Genomic DNA, 17,351 nt, shown 5'->3' on the forward strand with positions numbered 1-17,351 from the left:
ATTCCACCTTACTTATCCAGACAATAAAAAACCGTCCAGCTAGGAGGGGTCAACTCCTGACTAAACGGTTTTTTATTAAATCTTTGCTCCACTTCTGCCTTGAAATCCGTTACCCAATCGGCAGCAATTCCGTGGAAACGCACGTTATCCTCCAAGAGGGAATCTTCGGATAACTGCTGTAGTGCTGTCATTGGCTTCTGACCGCACATGGAGGGTTGATGCAATAGGGTTTACATAAATAAAAAGAAATAAACTGGTAACGGATACCTGTCAATACTTATACATAAAAGGGATTGGTATAGAATCAGGTCGGTTCTTCACTTGACATATCGCTATTGTAATATTATTATATATTATTAGGATACTTCTAAGTGAAAACTCTTGTTTTTTCCTGATGGCTATAATATAACACGCATCAACTTGAAATACCATCCCCGGAACGAGAATATAAATATTGTTTTTTTACAATAATATAAGCATTTAAAAATAGTCCTATAAAGCAAAGGCTAATTAAGCTAAATGGAGGCGGAAAAATGTATATTAAAAACCCGGAGTATTTTATTACCACCGTCCGTGAGGGAAGCATTTCCAAAGCGGCTGAAAAATTATATCTGTCACAGCCATATTTAAGCCAGTGTATCGCACGAACCGAAAAGGAATTAGGTGTCAAGCTCTTCGATCGCAGCCATATGCCGCTCAAACTAACTGAGGCAGGAAAAATCTATATGCGTTATCTGGAAAGTGTCGGAGTCCTGACCGGGCAGTTTGAGGAACAGCTCGGCGAGCTGAAAACGGGACGCAGCCGTACTCTGAATGTCGGCATGACGCTGTGGCGCGGATCCGTCCTGCTGCCGGATATCCTGCCAAGCTACTCTGAAAGCCACCCGGATGTCCGCATCACCTTACGTGAACACCACACTGCCCAGCTTTCCAAGCTGTTACAGGAGGATCAGATCGATTTTGCCCTGATGAATATGCCGCTCAATCTGGATGATTTCGTCTATGACACCATCTTCAATGAGCGCCTCCTTCTGGTAGCCAGCAAGGACCATCCGGCTATCCGCGGTCTGGAAGCAGGCACTCCGGACCATCCGCTTCCAATCGACATGAAAAAGCTGCGCCGGGAACGCTTCATCCTGCTGCAGGAGGATCAGGTCATGGGACACGCCATGAAAAACCTCTTTGCCAAGATGAATATGGAACCAAAAGATGCCCTATACACCACCAGCAGTACGACTTCGGTCAACCTGGCGGCAAGAGGGTTCGGCATCACCTTCCTCCCGGAAGGCGGAATCCGCCACACTGCCCACGTGGAGCAGCTTGCATTCTTCACCGTAGACAATCCACCGTTCAGCGTGCCGCTGCTGCTTTTATATAAGAAGAACAGCATTATTTCACCACACGCGAAGGATTTTATCGATATGGTGAAGGAGTATTACCGGAATCTGGAGGAAAAGAAGATTAAGGCATAAGAATTTGCTCTTTCTCTGTGCATTCTGTTTCTACATATATTTTAGAATTTTTGCACAAAACGTACAAAATGGGACTTCAGCCCCTAATAGACACAGGCAGCCTAGACGATATCCGTCGAAGCTGCCTGTGTTTTATTTCATATTTTTCTATCATTTCTTGGTCGAATTTATTTAACATTTGAAGAATTTTTATTCTACTATTCTTCCTTATCCAGATTCCGACCATTCACTCGGTCTTTCAATTCGTAAAGCAAATTTTTTAAGTAACTTTTACTTGCGGATCTTCTCCACAAATTCTTTCAGTCTCTTGCATCCTTCTACCACATTCTCATAGCTGTTTGCAAAGGACATACGGATGTAGTGGTCGCCTTCGCTTCCGAAGACATCGCCCGGTACCATTGCTACCTTGGCATTTTCAAGAAGCAACGGGGCAAATTCCTGTCCACTCATGCCGAGTTTTTCGATGTTGATGAAGATGTAGAACGCACCCTTCGGGCAGCGGCAGCTCAGTCCGTCGATCTCGTTGATTGCTTTAACTGCATAGTCGCGGCGTCTCTGATACTCTTTTACCATGTCTGCTACTTCGTTCTTCTCTTCTTTCAGCGCTACGACGCCGGCTTTCTGTACGAAGGAACTTGCACAGGTAACCACGTGCTGATGCAGCTTATTGACAGTCTTGACAATCTCTTCGCTGCAGGCTGCGTAGCCGAGACGCCAGCCGGTCATGGAGTATGCTTTGGAGAAGCCGTTTAATGTGATGGTTCTCTCCTTCATGCCCGGAAGAGAGGCGATGCTGATGTGTTTTGCATCATCGTATAACAGTCTCTCATATACCTCATCTGATATAATCATGATATCGTTCTTCACAGCAATCTCTGCCAGTTCTTTCAGCACATCCTCTGCCAGCACACCGCCGGTCGGGTTGCTCGGAGTGATAAGAACGAGTGCCTTGGTCCGTGGGGTAACCTTTGCACGAATCTCATCCAGATCAATCTGGTAATCATTCTCCTCTTTCAATGTATAAGTAATCGGAACCGCGCCCAGAAGCTTCGGAACATTTAAGTAGTTTAACCAGCCCGGATTCGGAACCAGAACCTCATCGCCCTCGTCGAGAATTGCTGCCATGACATCAAAAACTGCCTCGGAAAGACCTACACTGACGATGATCTCAGTCGGTTTGTACTCTACATTGTTCTGCGTCTTTAATTTCCAGGCAATCGCCTCCCGCAGCTCCATGGTACCAAAGTTGGAGGTATAGAATACATCGCCTTTTTTGATATCCTCGATGCAGGCATTCTTGATGTATTCCGGTGTATCGAAATCCGGACGCCCTAACTCAAAGTGAATGACCGTCTCTCCTGCGCGCTCCATTGCCAGCGCCTTTTCGTTTACTTTACGGATTCCAGACGGAACCAGTTCATCCATTCTTTTTGCGAATAATTTATCCATAATAAAATCTCCTTTTCATTCTGCATATACTCTCAGATTCTCATTGGTCCGCATCTGCTGACACTTTTCCAAGAATATTTTATTTTTCCTGGTAGCCGGCCGGATTTCCGTTTTTCTGTTCTCCAGCCCTTACGCTGCCTTCGTCTCGGTTTCCGCACCAGTTCCCAGCGTATGCATCATGCCCTCGCTGCGTGCTACTACCATGGTAGTTACCACATCACCGGTTACGTTAAAGGTTGTATTTGCCATATCAATCAGTCGGAAGATACCGGCAATCAGACCTACAATCTCCAGCGGAAGTCCCATGTTCGTCAGAAGAATCGTGGTCATGATGATCGCGCCTCCCGGAACACCCGGACAGCCCATAGCTACTAATACAGTAGAAATAATAATGTTTACCAATGCGGACGGTGTCAGGTTCATTCCATAAATCTGTGCCGTCATTACGATAGCTGCTGCATAGTAGATACATCCACCATTCATGTTGATGGTTGCGCCAAGCGGCAGGGAGAACGATGATAACTCGGAAGATACGCCAAACTCATCATTCGTAACAGAGGTTGTGATCGGAAGAGAACCGCTGCTGCTGGTGGTGCTGGCCGTTACAACCCATACTTTCCAGATACCCTGCAGCCATTTCTTTACCGGGAACTTTGCCAGAAGCGCTACCATCGGAATATACATCACTAAAACAAGGATTACATCGGAAGCATAAACCGTGAGAATCAGCTTTCCAAGCGGTCCAAAGATTTTCAGACCATATGCACCAACTGAATCTGCTAACAGTGCACATACACCAATCGGAGAAAACTCCATAACAATGGCTGTGATTTTATACATTGCATTGGCACAGCTCTGTACACCTGCTAAAAGGCGTTCCCCCTCTTTTCCCATCATGATAAGTGCTACGCCTAAGAATACCGAAAATACGATAATCTGCAGCATATTTGTGTTGGTAAAAGAAGTGAAAATGTTGGATGGGAACATATCGATTAACGTATCAATGATACTCGGCATCGCCTGCGCCTCATAATCAGTCGATTGTGATAACGCGGTTAAATCAAATCCTTTTCCTGGATTGATGATGTTTGCCATGATAAGCCCTAATCCTACACAGAGTGCAGATGTCAGCGCATACAGTCCAACCACCTTCACGCCAATGTTCCGAAGCTTTTTCAAGTCTCCTAAGCTCGCGACTCCCGCTGTGATGGAAAAGAATACCATCGGAACGACAATCATTTTAATCATATTTAAAAAGATGGTTCCCAGAGGTTTTACAATGGTTGCTTTTTCTCCAAATACGAGTCCGATGACAATACCAAGGCCAAAACCGATGAACGTCTTTGTCGCCAAGCTCAATTTCTTTTTTTCTTTCATGAATATTCCCCTTCTTATGCAATACCCTCACTTACTGTTCACACATATGTGACCACCATGTTGTTTCACAGCACTTTCTATTTCAAAAGTGCCTGCTTTAAACAACCTCCTCTATGCTATATTCTCTCCCAGATTTCATTTCCCCAAATGTCCTCCGGGAGAGAGGTATCTGCAGTTCCGGGTAAATTTCCCAATTCACCTGCAAAACATGCCTTCCGTGAACTCTTCCGGATGTCCTGCATTCCGGAAATGCATCTTTGCCATGTTTTGCAATTAGTATGCTCTTGTCATCGCACCGTCTAACAGGATGGTCTGACCAGATACGTATGTATTCGCCTCGGAGCACAGCCATGTAGCCAGACGTCCGTATTCATCGATGGTGCCGTAGCGTCCCATCGGGAACTTCTTCAGGTCTTCCTTCTCGTAATCTGCTACGCTGATGCCAGCCTTGTCTGCACGCATCTTGTTCAGATTCTCAATTCTTGCGGTGCCGATACGACCTGGTCCAATGACATTGACTAAGATATTGTCTTTGCCGACCTCACTCGCCAGGGTCTTGCTCATGCCGACAACGCCCATTCTCATGGTATTGGAAAGAATCAGGTTGTCCAGGCAGTCCTTAACGGAAGAAGAAGTTGAGTTTACGATACGGCCGCCGCCGAGACGTTTCATGGACGGGAGTACCGCACGGATGGTTCTTACGTAGGAGAGCAGGCACATCTCAAAAGCGCCCTCCCATGCCGCATCATCAAAGCTTACGAACGGTCCCGGCTTCGGACCCGGACACATATTTACGAGTGCGTAGATATCGCCCAGTGTTTCAACGGTGTGTTTTACAAGCGCCTCGATGTCCTCCGCCTTGTTAACATCGCAGAGGAAGGTCTCCGGACGGTTTCCGGTTTCTTTCTCAATCTCAGCCTGTGCTTCCAGAAGCTGATCTTTAAACGGTTCTGCGGTACAAATCATAACCTTGGCACCTTCTCTTGCCATCTCGGTTGCAATTCCTTTGCCAAGTCCGGCTGCTGATGCCATACAGAGAACTACCTTGTCTTTTAATCCTAAATCCATACTGTTACCTCCTGTAAAATGAATATATAAAATGATTTGAATGTTCTGTTTGAATTTTTTATTTTCCTACACTTCCTTTTCCGGATGTTTTTTTAAGTCAACAACCGGGTTTACAAGTGGTGTCATCTCGAATCCGTCCGGTCCGGTGATGCGGCACTCTGCTACATCGCCATCCTGGATATGGAACGCTCTCGGTGTTCCGGTGGAAAGGATGTCTCCTGCGTACCAGCCCTGGATGCTGCTGTGCAGGGATACCAGACGCGGCGGTCTGTGGGTCATGTTTGCTACTACGTTTTCTGCATGAACTTCACCGTTGTGAACACTCTGGACCAGAAGTTCATTGACATCCGGTACCTCATCCGGGGTTACAAGCTCCGGACCGAAGGAGAAGAAGGTCGGGAAGTTCTTTACGATGGTTAAATATCTCGGGTTGCCGCTTACATAATCATTTCCCTTTAAGATGGATTCCTCAGTCATATCAAGGATGGTGGTGTAACCGACGATGGCATCCTGCCAGTTTTCTTCGGATATATCTCTGCAATCCTTGCCCATGATGATTCCAAGCTCTGCCTCTGCGGTGGTTTTCTGTGCTTCTTTCAACTTCGGAAGCAGGATTTCATCGTCCGGACCAATCAGGGTGTCTGCCTGTTTGAAGAAGCTTCCCGGAAATCCCTTCGGAGCTGCAGAACCGATGTCTCCGGCATGGTCTACATAGTTAAGGCCGATACCAAAGATACGTTTCGGGTTGCGGTAGAGCGGTCCGTATACAACTTTCTCGCTCGGAACCAGTCCCGGAATACTTTCCAGCTCTTCCTTGCCGCCTGCGTTATACCATTTTGTCAGTCCCGGAATCTGCTGCTTCTGGATGAGACTCATGACATCCTCGGCCCATGCAGTTCCCTTTGCTGCATTCAGTGCCTCAATCGGAAGCACTCCATTCTTTAAGACGATACCGGCTTTTTCTGTTCCGTTCACTTTGATAGTTGCAAATCTCATATGGTTTCCTCCTTTATCTGTCAGAGATTGCTTCTTCAGAAGTTCTATTTGTCTGTTTCTTTTCATTTTGTTTCAGCGTCTGAAACCCAACCTCTTGAAGCTCTCTGTTTCTTTCTGACATTACTTTACCATTCCCACCAAAAATGTTCCAACTCTCTTTCGAATATGGACGTATAGGTAAATGGTTATGGACCATAACGTGTCTAAAATGATACTTGACCTTCCCTAATAAGCGAAAATACGCCTGGATACAGGCTTTCCTTGTAGTTGGAGGAAGTGGAAATGCCTGTTCCAGACGTATGATTTTAAATATATATAATCGTTTTATTATGAGTTTTATAAGTTAATCATTCTAGTAGTATGTTTGATGTCCATAGGAGAATCCTTATGCCTGTCCATGACACTGAGAATTTGAACACTTATTTTAATATGCAGCCTTGAAAAACGGCACCGGTGCAATCGCTTTCGCACAGTCATGGGAATAGCCGCCGCCCAGGCTCTGCATCCGAGTTTCTATTTTTTCAGCTATGGGATATACTCCAGTATTTTATCTGGTTAAAAATCCGAGTTATTTTTAAATATGGCACTATAAGCAATTTCCTATCAGTATTTTGTGAAATTTTAAACTATTTTTTAGCCAGTAGAATGTATTTGATAAAATCATCTACTGTTGCCCCCACGCCCGGATAGCGCTTCATCGACAAAAGGATTGCACGCTTTGCCAGCGGATCGCCAATCTTGTAATAACAGAGTTTTTCCGTTTTCTCTGTGTATTTCAGCAGTGCATCCCTAAAAAAGATGATACCGGACTGTCCGCTCCGCGCCACATTATAGGCAGTCTGAAGCTGATCAAAATACATAATCACCTTCGGCTCGAAACCAGCGTGGGCGCAGATATCCATACTCCTTTTATAAGAATCCTGATTCTTTTTCAGCATCAGAAATGGTTCTTTCGAGACTTTGGAAAGGTCCACCGCACGCACCGCTTCATCCAGAAAACTCCGCTCCAGGATTGATTCCCTGGAGATCTGAAACTCTTTCAGCTTCTCATTCACAGCAAAGGAAGCAGGAACCGCCATAATCATATACTCATACCCCAGCGTCACACTCTCAAACATCTCCGGGTCGAGTGCCTCGACATCCATCGTGATATCAAACTGCCCGGTTCTAAGCCCCGCATCCATCCCTGAAATATCCGTCTCCGTCACGTTGATCCGGCACTTTGGATTCAGTCTGCAATAGCCCCGGATCACCTCCGGAAGAAAATACGCACAGAAATATCCGGAGCTTCCGATGTTAATCACACCGGAACGGATACCCGCCAGCTCTGCAAAATGCTGCTCCATCTCATTGCTGAGTTCGTATATCTTCCGCGTTTTTTCCAGATAATACTGCCCCGCCGGGGTCAGTGCCACCGGGTTCACATTCCGGTCAAAAAGCGAGATCCCATATAACTCTTTCTCAATCTTTTTAATCGCGCCGCTGAGGGCTGGCTGAGATATATAGAGTTTTTGGGCTGCTTTTGAAAAACTTCCTTCCTTCGCAATTTCCATCACGTATTCATACTCACGCTTACTGAACATACTCCCATCCCTCCATTGTATCTTTATGTACTACTTTATCTTTTGTCCGGTTATATGTTTAAGCCACTCCCCGAAAAAAAGTAAAAATATTTTTTTATGCCATTATAACGAGTTCTTTTTATCACGTCAATTCTGTAATGTATACTATTTTTACACAATTTTCAGTCTTTAAACAACAATCCGAGCATTTTTCACTCTTACTTTATGAGGCGTTCTTTCCTATAAAACAACGAAAAAGACGCTATGCTGAAGCCTCATTACTTCGTACACAGCGTCTTTTTATCCAGAATTTTATTAAAATCTAAAATTTGAATTATTCAGCCTGCTCAGACTCTTTCTTTGCGTTCAGGTATTCCTGGATGTTTGCCATAACCTCGTCTGCGTTCAGACCGTGTACCATGCAGGCCTCCTCCAGAGACTCACCGATCGAAGACGGACAGCCAACACAGTGCATGCCTGCCTCCATCAGAACATATGCAATACCCATATCATACTGAAGCATCTCGCCCATCGTGGTTGCTTTTGTGATTTCCATGATAAATTTTCCTTTCTATTCATACTTGCAGTCTCTTACGCAGCTTTGCGGTTTTCACCGCCGCTGCAAAAACACCGCGATTATTCTTATGCTTTCTTATATTAACACGAATCGCGCGGTTTTACTATCTTTTTTTGTGAAACATAGAAAATGTTACGATTCACTGGAAAAATTTTTCTGAGCTGAAAATTTTGTACAATCCGGCAGCAGCATTACTCTTCTCTTGCATCCTCTTCTTATTTCTCTTATAATTACCATGATTGTTCTATGTTTTCCTGTATTGAGAATACGATAGTCACTGGCTCCGTTTTTCTGCCTGTGTCGGAAAACATTTTGATTTTTATACATTAAGGAGTTTTATAAAATGGATCCCTTTTCCATGTTAGAATTACTATTATCCGAAAACCAGTTCGAACTTATTCTCCCGGAAACCGGCACTTCTGCTCCCGACACGATCCGCCTAGTTTACCTGATGAATGATGCAGTCGAAAGTTTCCTCCTCTTCCACAACGCCCGCCTGACCGGTACCTACGATCCGGCATACGAGGGCGAACTCGATGCCCTCTTAACCCAGGATGAAAACGAACGCTATGCCCTGATCGTCCATCAGGGAGACTCGGTTGTCACACTCTTTTTCGAAGATCTGACTCTCGAAAATCACTACTATGACTACAGTCAGCTCGGGCACTTCTGGATGAAAGGCTACGAATACCTCCGCCAGCTCGAATACCGCATCGCCATCCTGCGCGACAAACTCGACTATCTGGGGGAAAACTCCTGCAACGCAAACGAGCGGGAGCTTGCCTCCCTCGCGGAATTTCCCCCACTGAACGTCTGCTGCTACCCGGCGGTCCCGGAAAAATACCGCGTCATCCGTGAAAATCCCTGGCATCTCTCCGAAGACGCTTCGCGCGTCTTCCAATCCATCGCCGTCGAAGCCAGTGATCCAAAACTGCTACATCGCCTGAAAGACTATGAGCAGCACCCCACCAAGCGCCGCGCCCGTCAGATTGCCCGCCTCCTGCACCGGAACGCCCATGCCAAGACAGTCGATCTCCTGACCCGGAAGCTTCAAAAAGCCTCTTCCGCCTACCCGTCCCGCACCTTCGGAAAAGCCCAGCAGACCCGTCACCTGGCTCTCGAACTTTTTTCCAAAAAAAGACAGAAAGAGCTTGAAAAGCGCGGCATCCGCTCCGAACTGCTGCGTGAAGAACCCTTTACGACAGCGCAGGATTCGATTGAATTTAAGATGCATTTAATGATATGGGAGAAAGGGATTTTGAACCGTAAGGCGCGGATTGAGACTTGGGAAGATCAATAACATAATCTATTGCAACAGATCCTGCCGGTTGCAGTACTCTGTATGCAGCAGCTTATGTGACAGCTCCCCACACGGTTCTCCCAGATACGTCTCATAAATTTTCTGGATCGCCGGGTTCTTGTGCGACTGTCTGACCGGAAGCTCTGCCTCTGCCTCATAGATGGCTTTCTTCCGCTTCTCCATGATCGACCATGTCTTAGGCGGATTTCCACCGCCGCCGATGCAGCCGCCCGGACACGCCATGATCTCGATAAACTGATAATCGGCGGTTCCGTTCTTTACCTTTTCCAGCAGAATCTTGGCATTCTTGATGCCGTGTGCCACGGCTACCTTGATCACTCTGCCGTTCAAATCAACCTGCGATTCCTTGATTCCCTCGAAACCGCGGACCGGTGTATAGTCTAGATGTTCCATCTCTTTGCCGGTTACCACCGCATAAACGGTGCGGAGTGCCGCCTCCATGACGCCGCCAGTCGCACCGAAAATAAGTCCCGCGCCGCTTCCTTCGCCAAATGGATCGTCAAACGGCGTATCCGGAAGCTCAGAAAAATCGATTCCACCGGCACGGATCAGCGCTGCCAGTTCCTGTACCGTGATGGAAATATCCACATCCTGATAGCCGCTGTCCCTCATTTCCGGACGGGTACACTCAAATTTCTTTGCCGTACACGGCATAACGGAAACACTGCAGATCTCACCCGGATCGATGCCCTCGCGCTTCGCAAACCAGGTCTTGATCAGCGCACCGAACATCTGCTGCGGGGATTTTGCCGTCGATAAATGCTTCGTGTACTCCGGCGCGTAAGTCTCACAATATTTAACCCACGCCGGACAGCAGGAGGTGATCATCGGCAGAGTTCCGCCATTCTGCAGGCGGTTTAACAGTTCCGTTCCCTCCTCCAGGATCGTCAGATCCGCGGAAAAATCAGAATCAAATACCTTGTAAAAGCCCAGGCGCTTAAGTGCCGACACCAGACGTCCCGTGCTGACAACACCCGGCTGCTCACCCAGTGCCTCCGCCAGCGTAATGCGGACGGACGGAGCCACCTGGATAATCAGTTTTTTGCCTAATTCTTTCTGGCGATATAACCCGTAGGTATGATAATGCACCGTCAATGCTCCGGTCGGACACACCTGCACGCACTGGCCGCAGTTAATACAATTGGTATCAGCCAGTTTTTCCCCATAGGCCGGGGCAATCAGCGTATGGAATCCACGGTTTTCCTTCGAAAGGACGTTGATTCCCTGAATCTCATTGCAGACCTCCATACAACGCCCGCACAGAATACATTTCTGCGGATTCCGCATGATGGCCGGGGAACTCCAGTCCTCCTTCTGATGGCGGAGCTGCTTGTCATAGCGGATGTCCAGATGCATACCAACATCCTGCGCTACCTTCTGCAGATCGCATTTTCCATCCTTCGGACATACAAGACATTCCTGCGGATGTCTCGCAAAAATCAGTTCCAGAATATTTCTTCTCGCTTTCAGTACCTTCGGGGAGGCCGTCTGCACGACCATTCCCTCCGAAACCGGTGTGCTGCACGCCGTCGGAAGCAGTCTCTGTCCTTCTACCTCGACCACGCAGATGCGGCAGACCGCCTTGATGCTCAGATCCTCATGATAACAGAGAGTCGGAATGTGGATACAGGCTTTTTTCGCCGCCTGGAGGATCGTCGTTCCTTCCTCCACCTCTACCGGCTGCCCGTCGATTGTCAGATGTACCATCATGCTTCTCTTCCTCCTCTCCGCTCAAATCGTCCCGCGTAGGATGTTCCCCGGCTGCGGTGTCTCGCATACGCGTCATACGAATCATACATGACATCGCGTTCACCGACTGCTGCACGCCGTCTTCCCATCCGGCTGTTTCCATCGTTTCTATAATCTTCTTCTGCTTCATAAATTCCTTCCGCCACGGCTGCCTGAGCGCAGACCGGGCAGTAATCGCGGTCGATGTGCGCCAGATATTCCTTACGGAAGTTCTGGATACTCGTCTGCACCGGAACTGCGGTCGAATGTCCCAGACCACACAGGGCAGTCAGGCGCATCGTCTCCGTCAGCTCATCGATTTTTTCCAGATCCGGCAGAGTCGCCAGCCCCCGGCTGATGCGGGTAACCAGATTGTAAAGCTGCTGGCCGCCCTCGCGGCACGGTGTACATTTTCCGCATGACTCGCCGCGGAAGAAGTCCAAATTGTTTCGCACAATATCTACAATACAGTTGCTGTCGTCGATGACCAGAATCGTACCGCAGCCAAGACGTCCGCCGGATGCCGAAACTGTATCAATATCCAGTGTCATATCGATCTGATCGGCATTGATGATCGCACCGGAGGTACCACCGGTCTGCACGCCCAGAAGCCCTTTTCCATCCGCGATGCCGCCGCACACTTCATAAATGATATCTTTGAGGTTCACGCCCATCGGAAATTCAAATACGCCCCTGCGGACTACATTTCCACAGACCGTAAAAAGCTTTGTGCCAGGGCTGTTTGCCGTGCCGATGCTGCGGTACCACTCCGCTCCGTTTAAGAGGATCGGTGCAATATTCGCCAGCGTCTCTACGTTATTTAACATGGTCGGTTTTCCAAAGAGTCCGTGAATGCTCGGAAACGGCGGACGGAAACGTGGCTCGCCTCGTTTTCCCTCAATGGACTCAAACAATGCCGTCTCCTCGCCGCAGACGTAAGCACCCGCACCAGAGCGGAACTTGATTTCAAAGTCAAAACCGCTCTCCATCATATTTTTTCCTAAAAATCCGCGTTTTTCCGCATCCTCCAGCGCATCTTTTAATACCGGGAACAAATATGTATACTCGGCTCTCAGATAGATATATCCGGTATGGGCGCCGACTGCTTTTCCAGCAATCGCCATGCCCTCGAAGACCGCACACGGGTCGGTCGAGAGAAGAATCCGGTCTTTATTCGTTCCCGGCTCTCCCTCATCGGCGTTACAGACGATGTATCTCGTTGGGTCAGATGCGTGGGCGGTAAACTCCATCTTTCGGTAGGTCGGGAATCCCGCACCGCCGCGTCCACGAAGTCCGGAGGCGCGGATCACATCGATAATCGCTTCACTGTCCATCGAAAGTGCTTTTTTCAGCGCTTCAAATCCGCCGCGGTCCGCATACTCCTGTGAACTTCTCGGATTAATCTTGCCGCGGTTTTTCAGCAATACGTGCATTTCCTCCATACTATTCCACATCCTCCCGTATATATTGTTTGATAATATCCCGCACCGATTCCGGCGTCAGGTTGCCGTACACGTGCTCATTGATCATGATCGCCGGGGATATTTCACACAGTCCCAGGCAGGGACAGTATTCCAGGGTGAACCTTCCGTCCTCGGTCGTCTCCCCGATGCTGATGCCGAGCTGATCCTCCAGCGCCTGCACGACCGCCTGCGCCCCATGTACGTGGCACGGCGCGCTCTTGCACATTCGGACGATGTAGCGCCCCCTCGGTTTTACCGACAGCATCGCATAAAAGGTGATGAAACTGTACACCTTGTTCATCGGAATATCCATCTCCCTGGCGATGACTGACGCCACCTCCTTGGAAAATGCCGACACAACCTTCTGCGCCCGGATGATCACTGTCATCAGCATATCCGGTCTGCCCTTGTATTCCGCCGCAATCGCAGCCACCTGTACCAGCTTTGAAGCCGGTGTCTTATATACATAACTGTCCCTGTCCATCCTGCTCCCTCACTTTCAGTTTGTATTTTTCCAAACTTATTTTTTGTTTGACTAACTGCCTGTTTGATTTTTTCTCAATTATAGGGATGCACTGACAAATTGTCAAGAAAAACTTACAGTTTGGTTTGTTAATTGACAAACAGTTTGTCTGAGAGTATGATGAAAGAAACAGGTTTGCTCTCATTTCCCGTTATCTTGTACCTGAATTTTTGATTTTTAAACAAAAAAGGAGAACATTCTCTTATTTATGTTCCCTATCTACTAACTTTTTTCTATAGAAACAGGATTGACGCAGCAAAATGAACGCGATAAAATTTTTTTCAGGAACTTTGACAAAAGAAAGACAATCCCTGTGCATTTCATTTTCCGAATTATTTTAAGACGCAAAATTTTGCGATACACACTCGAGGCACAGAGCACCCCAAAGGAGGTATTCATGGAAATTTCCAACTACATGGACTTTCAGTTTCTCATCCGTTTTCTCGAAGGACTTCAAAAGTTTCTCGGAGATAACTGTGAGATCATCGTCCACGATTACCGCAAAGGCTACGATCACACGATCGTCTACGCATTCAACTCACAGCTAAGCGGGCGCGACGTCGGCGGTTCCCCGCGCGGCGGCATGATCACACAGCTTGGCAATGATATCGAGCCGCTCAAGCATTCGATCATTTCCCTCGATACCAGCCAGAAAGACCGGCTTTTTAAGTCCTGCACAACGCTCATCGAGGACGAACATCACAAAATTATCGGATCTGTCTGCTTAAATATGGATGTTCGCGATCTCTATCTGGCACAGAGCGCCCTGCAAAATCTGATCGGACGCCCAGGCACCATCGGCGTATCGGCAGCTGTGGGCGCACAGATCGACGGCATGTCTGGCTGCACACCATCCGGAATGGCTTCTGATGGCACCTTTTCAGGAACTGGCAGCACGGACGGCACGAATGGCGCAAATCAGGCAGCCATGTCTGACCGCGACTTTATTCTCAAAAAGAATGTCGATGATATTTTACAGCACTATATTTATCAGGCAGAGTCCATGATCGGAAAACCGATGATGCTGATGAACAAGGAAGAAAAAATTCGTGCACTCGACTATCTTGACCAGAAAGGCGTCTTCAAGATCACAAAAACCAGCCTGCTCCTGTGCGACGCGATGCAGATTTCCAAGTATACACTGTATAATTATCTGGAAGAAGCGCGGATTTCACGAAAGAGTGAAACGAATGAATAAGAATCATAAACTAATTCTTTCAACCTCTGTTTGCTTATCCTTTGATTCATTTTAAAATATAAAAGACCTGAAGAGCAGCCATTTACCGCACCTTTCAGGTCTTTTTATATTCATTTACCATATTTACATTATTTTCTCAATTTTTCTAGTATTCTTTCTATTATTGTTGCTTCTTACCTATTCTTTTTATCCTATAAATAGACACCACGCCGGAATCGTAATCATCGAAATCAGCGTCGTGAGCACTACCGTTTTCGCTGCAAACGGTGCATCGCTGTCATAGCGCGCCGCAAAGATCGCTGCAGTTGCACCGGCTGGCATTCCCGTCATGATGACTGCCACACCTGCTGCCACCGAATCCAATCCGGCCGCCAGGCTGATTCCATATGCCAGAAGCGGAAGAAGGAACAGACGGAGCACACTGAATTTGAGGGCCGTCGGATTAATAATCTCACGCAGTTTCACATCGGTCAGAATCGTACCGATAATAAACATCGTCAGCGCCGAGTTACAGTTTCCAATGTAGGTAACCGTCGATTTCAGCACGCCCGGAAGCTGCAGCTGTGTCGCCATCAGGAACATACCGATGTAGACACCGACCAGACACGGGTGCGTCAGGACATTTCTCAATACCTTTTTCCGGTCAGAACCGCCTCCAACAAAATAGGATGTACCCGCCGACCACATGACAACGCGCATCGGAATCAGGAAAATGGATGCGTAGAGAAGTCCCATACTTCCATATACGCCTTCCGCAACCGGGTTTCCAAGGAATCCGCCGTTGGAAACGATCGTACAGTATTGAAGCACCTTCCGGTGCTGCTCTGAATATTCCTTAAACAGCACTTTGTTGAGGGCCACACAGACAAGCTGCAAGACAAATCCAACCGCCAACAGCAACCCGCACGTTTTAAAAATCGAAGCATCAAATGAAATCAGGCACGATTTCACAATATTGCAGGGAATCACGATATTCACGCAGAGATCCGTCAGACATTTTTCGCCTTCCTTGCTGATGATCCCTCGACGTTTCAGTACCGCACCCGCCAGTATCATCAGGAATAAGGAACCCTGTAGGTTGCAAAGTTCGAGTAAATTCATATGGCTCTTCCTCCTTTTCCTACGACCTTCTTATGAGACGAACCAAAAAACTCCAGATCGGCAGTATGTACAGATACGACGCCACCACCACACTCGCAATCGGAGCACCGACGGCTGCCAGAGGAACGGCTCCGGCGATCGACCACGGTACCAGCGGTGCCAGCACAACCGCCGTATTTTCCAGATCGATTGCAAACCGTTTGTTATCTGGATTTCCTTCTTTGCAGAGCTGATGGGTCAGCATAATCGAGAGTGTCTGGTTGCAGGCAATCATGGAGGCAACCGCCGCCACCGCAAAGGTCGCACCGAACGGAGTAATTTTCCGGCTCAACGCCTCTATTTTCCCCTGAATCGGCTTCAAGAGCCCAGTTCCCTCGAAAATTCCTGCATAACAGGAGGACAGGCTCACAATCGCAGCCACCTTAATCATTGATTTCAGGCCGCCGCCGTTCATCATAGCATTGAGCGCCGGATCGCTTGCCTGATAACCGGTCAGGCACATCTGTAAAATTTCTTCGATTGTCCGCCCCTGCAGCACCACGCTCAGAAACGCCGCCAACACAATGCTGATCAGCATCGTTTTCTTGACCTCCACCCGGAACACAGACAGCACCAGGATAATCGCCGCCGGGATCACCGCGCTCCAATGAAGTACAAAACTATTGGAAAACAGCCCTTCCACATCCATCCGTCCGTTTCCGGCACTCATGGAACGTCCCACTATATAATAGAGAATACACGTAGCCGCAAATGGCACCAGCGAGGTCTTTACCATTTCGCGGATATTTTCATAAATATCGGTCTTCGTCAGCACACAGACAAGATTCGCGCTGGACGATACCGGTGAACAGCGATCGCCAAAATAGATGCCCGAAAGAATCGCGCCGCCGATCCAGAACGGGTCAAGCTCCATCGCACGTCCCATCGCCATACAGATAACGCCCATCGTCGCGCCGGTTCCAAAGGAGGTTCCGGTCAGGATCGACACCATACAGTTAAGAAGGAACGCGATCACCAGAAATGCTGACGGCGACACCAGCTTCGACGACCAGCACACGATCACGGCGATCGTGCCGGATGCCCGCCACAGCGCTGTGATAAAGCCAATAAGTCCGAAAATCATCAGGATATTGCGGACGGTTTTAACGCCAGAAAGCGACATTTTTCCGAGTTCCGCGAGGCTGTGCTTCCGAATCAGGCCATACGCACAGAAAATCAGATAGCCACCCGCCAACGCCCAGAGCACGGACGCGCCGGTAAACACGCAGCCTGCCAGCGCCGCGATAAATGCAAGTAATACAATTCCTTCTAACATAGCTTCACACTCTTTTCCCTACCAACCAGTTATTTTTCGCAGTAATTTTTTATTTTTTGATGTTTTTAGTATATTCCTGTTCTAACTCAATGTCCATCTGTTAATTTATGTATTAAATACAGTTTATTTTTGTATCCTTTAATTTAAGCTATTTCTGCCCTTCTGCCAACTCGGGGCTTCTTTCAGTTTCCAAAAAAATGT

The 17,351-nt window shown here is 47.8% G+C and carries 15 protein-coding genes; 3 read left to right on the forward strand and 12 right to left on the reverse strand.

Going from position 1 to position 17,351, the window contains the following annotated elements:
- Positions 1 to 8: 8 nt before the first annotated feature.
- Positions 9 to 191, reverse strand: coding sequence for a hypothetical protein (locus DWV73_RS12860; RefSeq protein ID WP_207661049.1), 183 nt, complete (start codon positions 189 to 191; stop codon positions 9 to 11).
- A 342-nt stretch (positions 192 to 533) separates the two neighbouring features.
- Here DWV73_RS12860 and DWV73_RS04795 point away from each other — a divergent pair, with 342 nt between their 5' ends.
- Entirely contained in the window at positions 534 to 1,472 is a 939-nt protein-coding gene (locus DWV73_RS04795; protein ID WP_107001266.1) for a LysR family transcriptional regulator, read from the forward strand.
- Positions 1,473 to 1,742: 270 nt separating this feature from the next.
- On the opposite strand, the gene DWV73_RS04800 is transcribed toward DWV73_RS04795, so the two are convergent.
- The 6 genes from DWV73_RS04800 to DWV73_RS04825 all read right to left on the reverse strand — a co-directional run bounded on the left by DWV73_RS04800 (position 1,743) and on the right by DWV73_RS04825 (position 8,480).
- Positions 1,743 to 2,921, reverse strand: coding sequence for a pyridoxal phosphate-dependent aminotransferase (locus tag DWV73_RS04800; RefSeq protein ID WP_107001267.1), 1,179 nt, complete (start codon positions 2,919 to 2,921; stop codon positions 1,743 to 1,745).
- 129 nt (positions 2,922 to 3,050) lie between these two features.
- Positions 3,051 to 4,298 carry a dicarboxylate/amino acid:cation symporter gene (locus DWV73_RS04805; protein ID WP_117795996.1) on the reverse strand — a complete coding sequence of 416 codons (1,248 nt, stop codon included), beginning with the start codon at positions 4,296 to 4,298 and terminating at the stop codon, positions 3,051 to 3,053.
- A gap of 273 nt (positions 4,299 to 4,571) precedes the next feature.
- The gene (locus DWV73_RS04810) at positions 4,572 to 5,366 is read right to left on the reverse strand and encodes an SDR family oxidoreductase (RefSeq protein WP_107001269.1); all 795 of its coding nucleotides are present in this window, start codon (positions 5,364 to 5,366) and stop codon (positions 4,572 to 4,574) included.
- A gap of 66 nt (positions 5,367 to 5,432) precedes the next feature.
- On the reverse strand, positions 5,433 to 6,362 hold the full coding sequence (locus DWV73_RS04815) for a fumarylacetoacetate hydrolase family protein (RefSeq protein ID WP_117795997.1): 930 nt from the start codon (positions 6,360 to 6,362) through the stop codon (positions 5,433 to 5,435).
- 626 nt (positions 6,363 to 6,988) lie between these two features.
- On the reverse strand, positions 6,989 to 7,945 hold the full coding sequence (locus DWV73_RS04820) for a LysR family transcriptional regulator (RefSeq protein WP_117795998.1): 957 nt from the start codon (positions 7,943 to 7,945) through the stop codon (positions 6,989 to 6,991).
- Positions 7,946 to 8,258: 313 nt separating this feature from the next.
- The gene (locus tag DWV73_RS04825) at positions 8,259 to 8,480 is read right to left on the reverse strand and encodes a DUF1858 domain-containing protein (protein WP_107001272.1); all 222 of its coding nucleotides are present in this window, start codon (positions 8,478 to 8,480) and stop codon (positions 8,259 to 8,261) included.
- A gap of 364 nt (positions 8,481 to 8,844) precedes the next feature.
- On the opposite strand from DWV73_RS04825, the gene DWV73_RS04830 reads away from it, so the two are divergent.
- Entirely contained in the window at positions 8,845 to 9,801 is a 957-nt protein-coding gene (locus DWV73_RS04830; protein ID WP_117795999.1) for a DUF3878 family protein, read from the forward strand.
- Between the two features lie 6 nt (positions 9,802 to 9,807).
- Here DWV73_RS04830 and DWV73_RS04835 read toward each other — a convergent pair whose 3' ends face one another.
- From DWV73_RS04835 to DWV73_RS04845, 3 genes are read right to left on the reverse strand one after another with little or no spacing between them, the layout of a single operon-like run.
- Positions 9,808 to 11,532, reverse strand: coding sequence for an NADH-dependent [FeFe] hydrogenase, group A6 (locus tag DWV73_RS04835; RefSeq protein ID WP_329751004.1), 1,725 nt, complete (start codon positions 11,530 to 11,532; stop codon positions 9,808 to 9,810).
- Complete coding sequence (gene nuoF / locus DWV73_RS04840) at positions 11,529 to 12,992, reverse strand: NADH-quinone oxidoreductase subunit NuoF (RefSeq protein WP_181986212.1); 1,464 nt, start codon at positions 12,990 to 12,992, stop codon at positions 11,529 to 11,531. Before nuoF ends, DWV73_RS04835 begins: the two co-directional genes overlap by 4 nt.
- 1 nt (position 12,993) lies before the next feature.
- Positions 12,994 to 13,497 (reverse strand): NAD(P)H-dependent oxidoreductase subunit E, encoded by a 504-nt coding sequence (locus tag DWV73_RS04845; RefSeq protein WP_107001275.1) that lies wholly within the window; start codon positions 13,495 to 13,497, stop codon positions 12,994 to 12,996.
- 436 nt (positions 13,498 to 13,933) lie between these two features.
- Here DWV73_RS04845 and DWV73_RS04850 point away from each other — a divergent pair, with 436 nt between their 5' ends.
- Positions 13,934 to 14,734 carry a helix-turn-helix transcriptional regulator gene (locus DWV73_RS04850; protein WP_107001276.1) on the forward strand — a complete coding sequence of 267 codons (801 nt, stop codon included), beginning with the start codon at positions 13,934 to 13,936 and terminating at the stop codon, positions 14,732 to 14,734.
- 186 nt (positions 14,735 to 14,920) lie between these two features.
- Here the strand turns inward: DWV73_RS04850 and DWV73_RS04855 are convergent, their stop codons facing one another.
- Both DWV73_RS04855 and DWV73_RS04860 read right to left on the reverse strand, forming a co-directional pair.
- A complete protein-coding gene (locus DWV73_RS04855; protein ID WP_117796001.1) occupies positions 14,921 to 15,835 on the reverse strand; it encodes an AEC family transporter in 915 nt (304 codons plus the stop codon).
- A gap of 19 nt (positions 15,836 to 15,854) precedes the next feature.
- Positions 15,855 to 17,150 carry a Na+/H+ antiporter NhaC family protein gene (locus DWV73_RS04860; RefSeq protein WP_117796002.1) on the reverse strand — a complete coding sequence of 432 codons (1,296 nt, stop codon included), beginning with the start codon at positions 17,148 to 17,150 and terminating at the stop codon, positions 15,855 to 15,857.
- Positions 17,151 to 17,351: the final 201 nt, after the last annotated feature.

The organism is Clostridium sp. AF12-41, assembly GCF_003461685.1.
Lineage (GTDB): Bacteria > Bacillota > Clostridia > Lachnospirales > Lachnospiraceae > Otoolea > Otoolea fessa.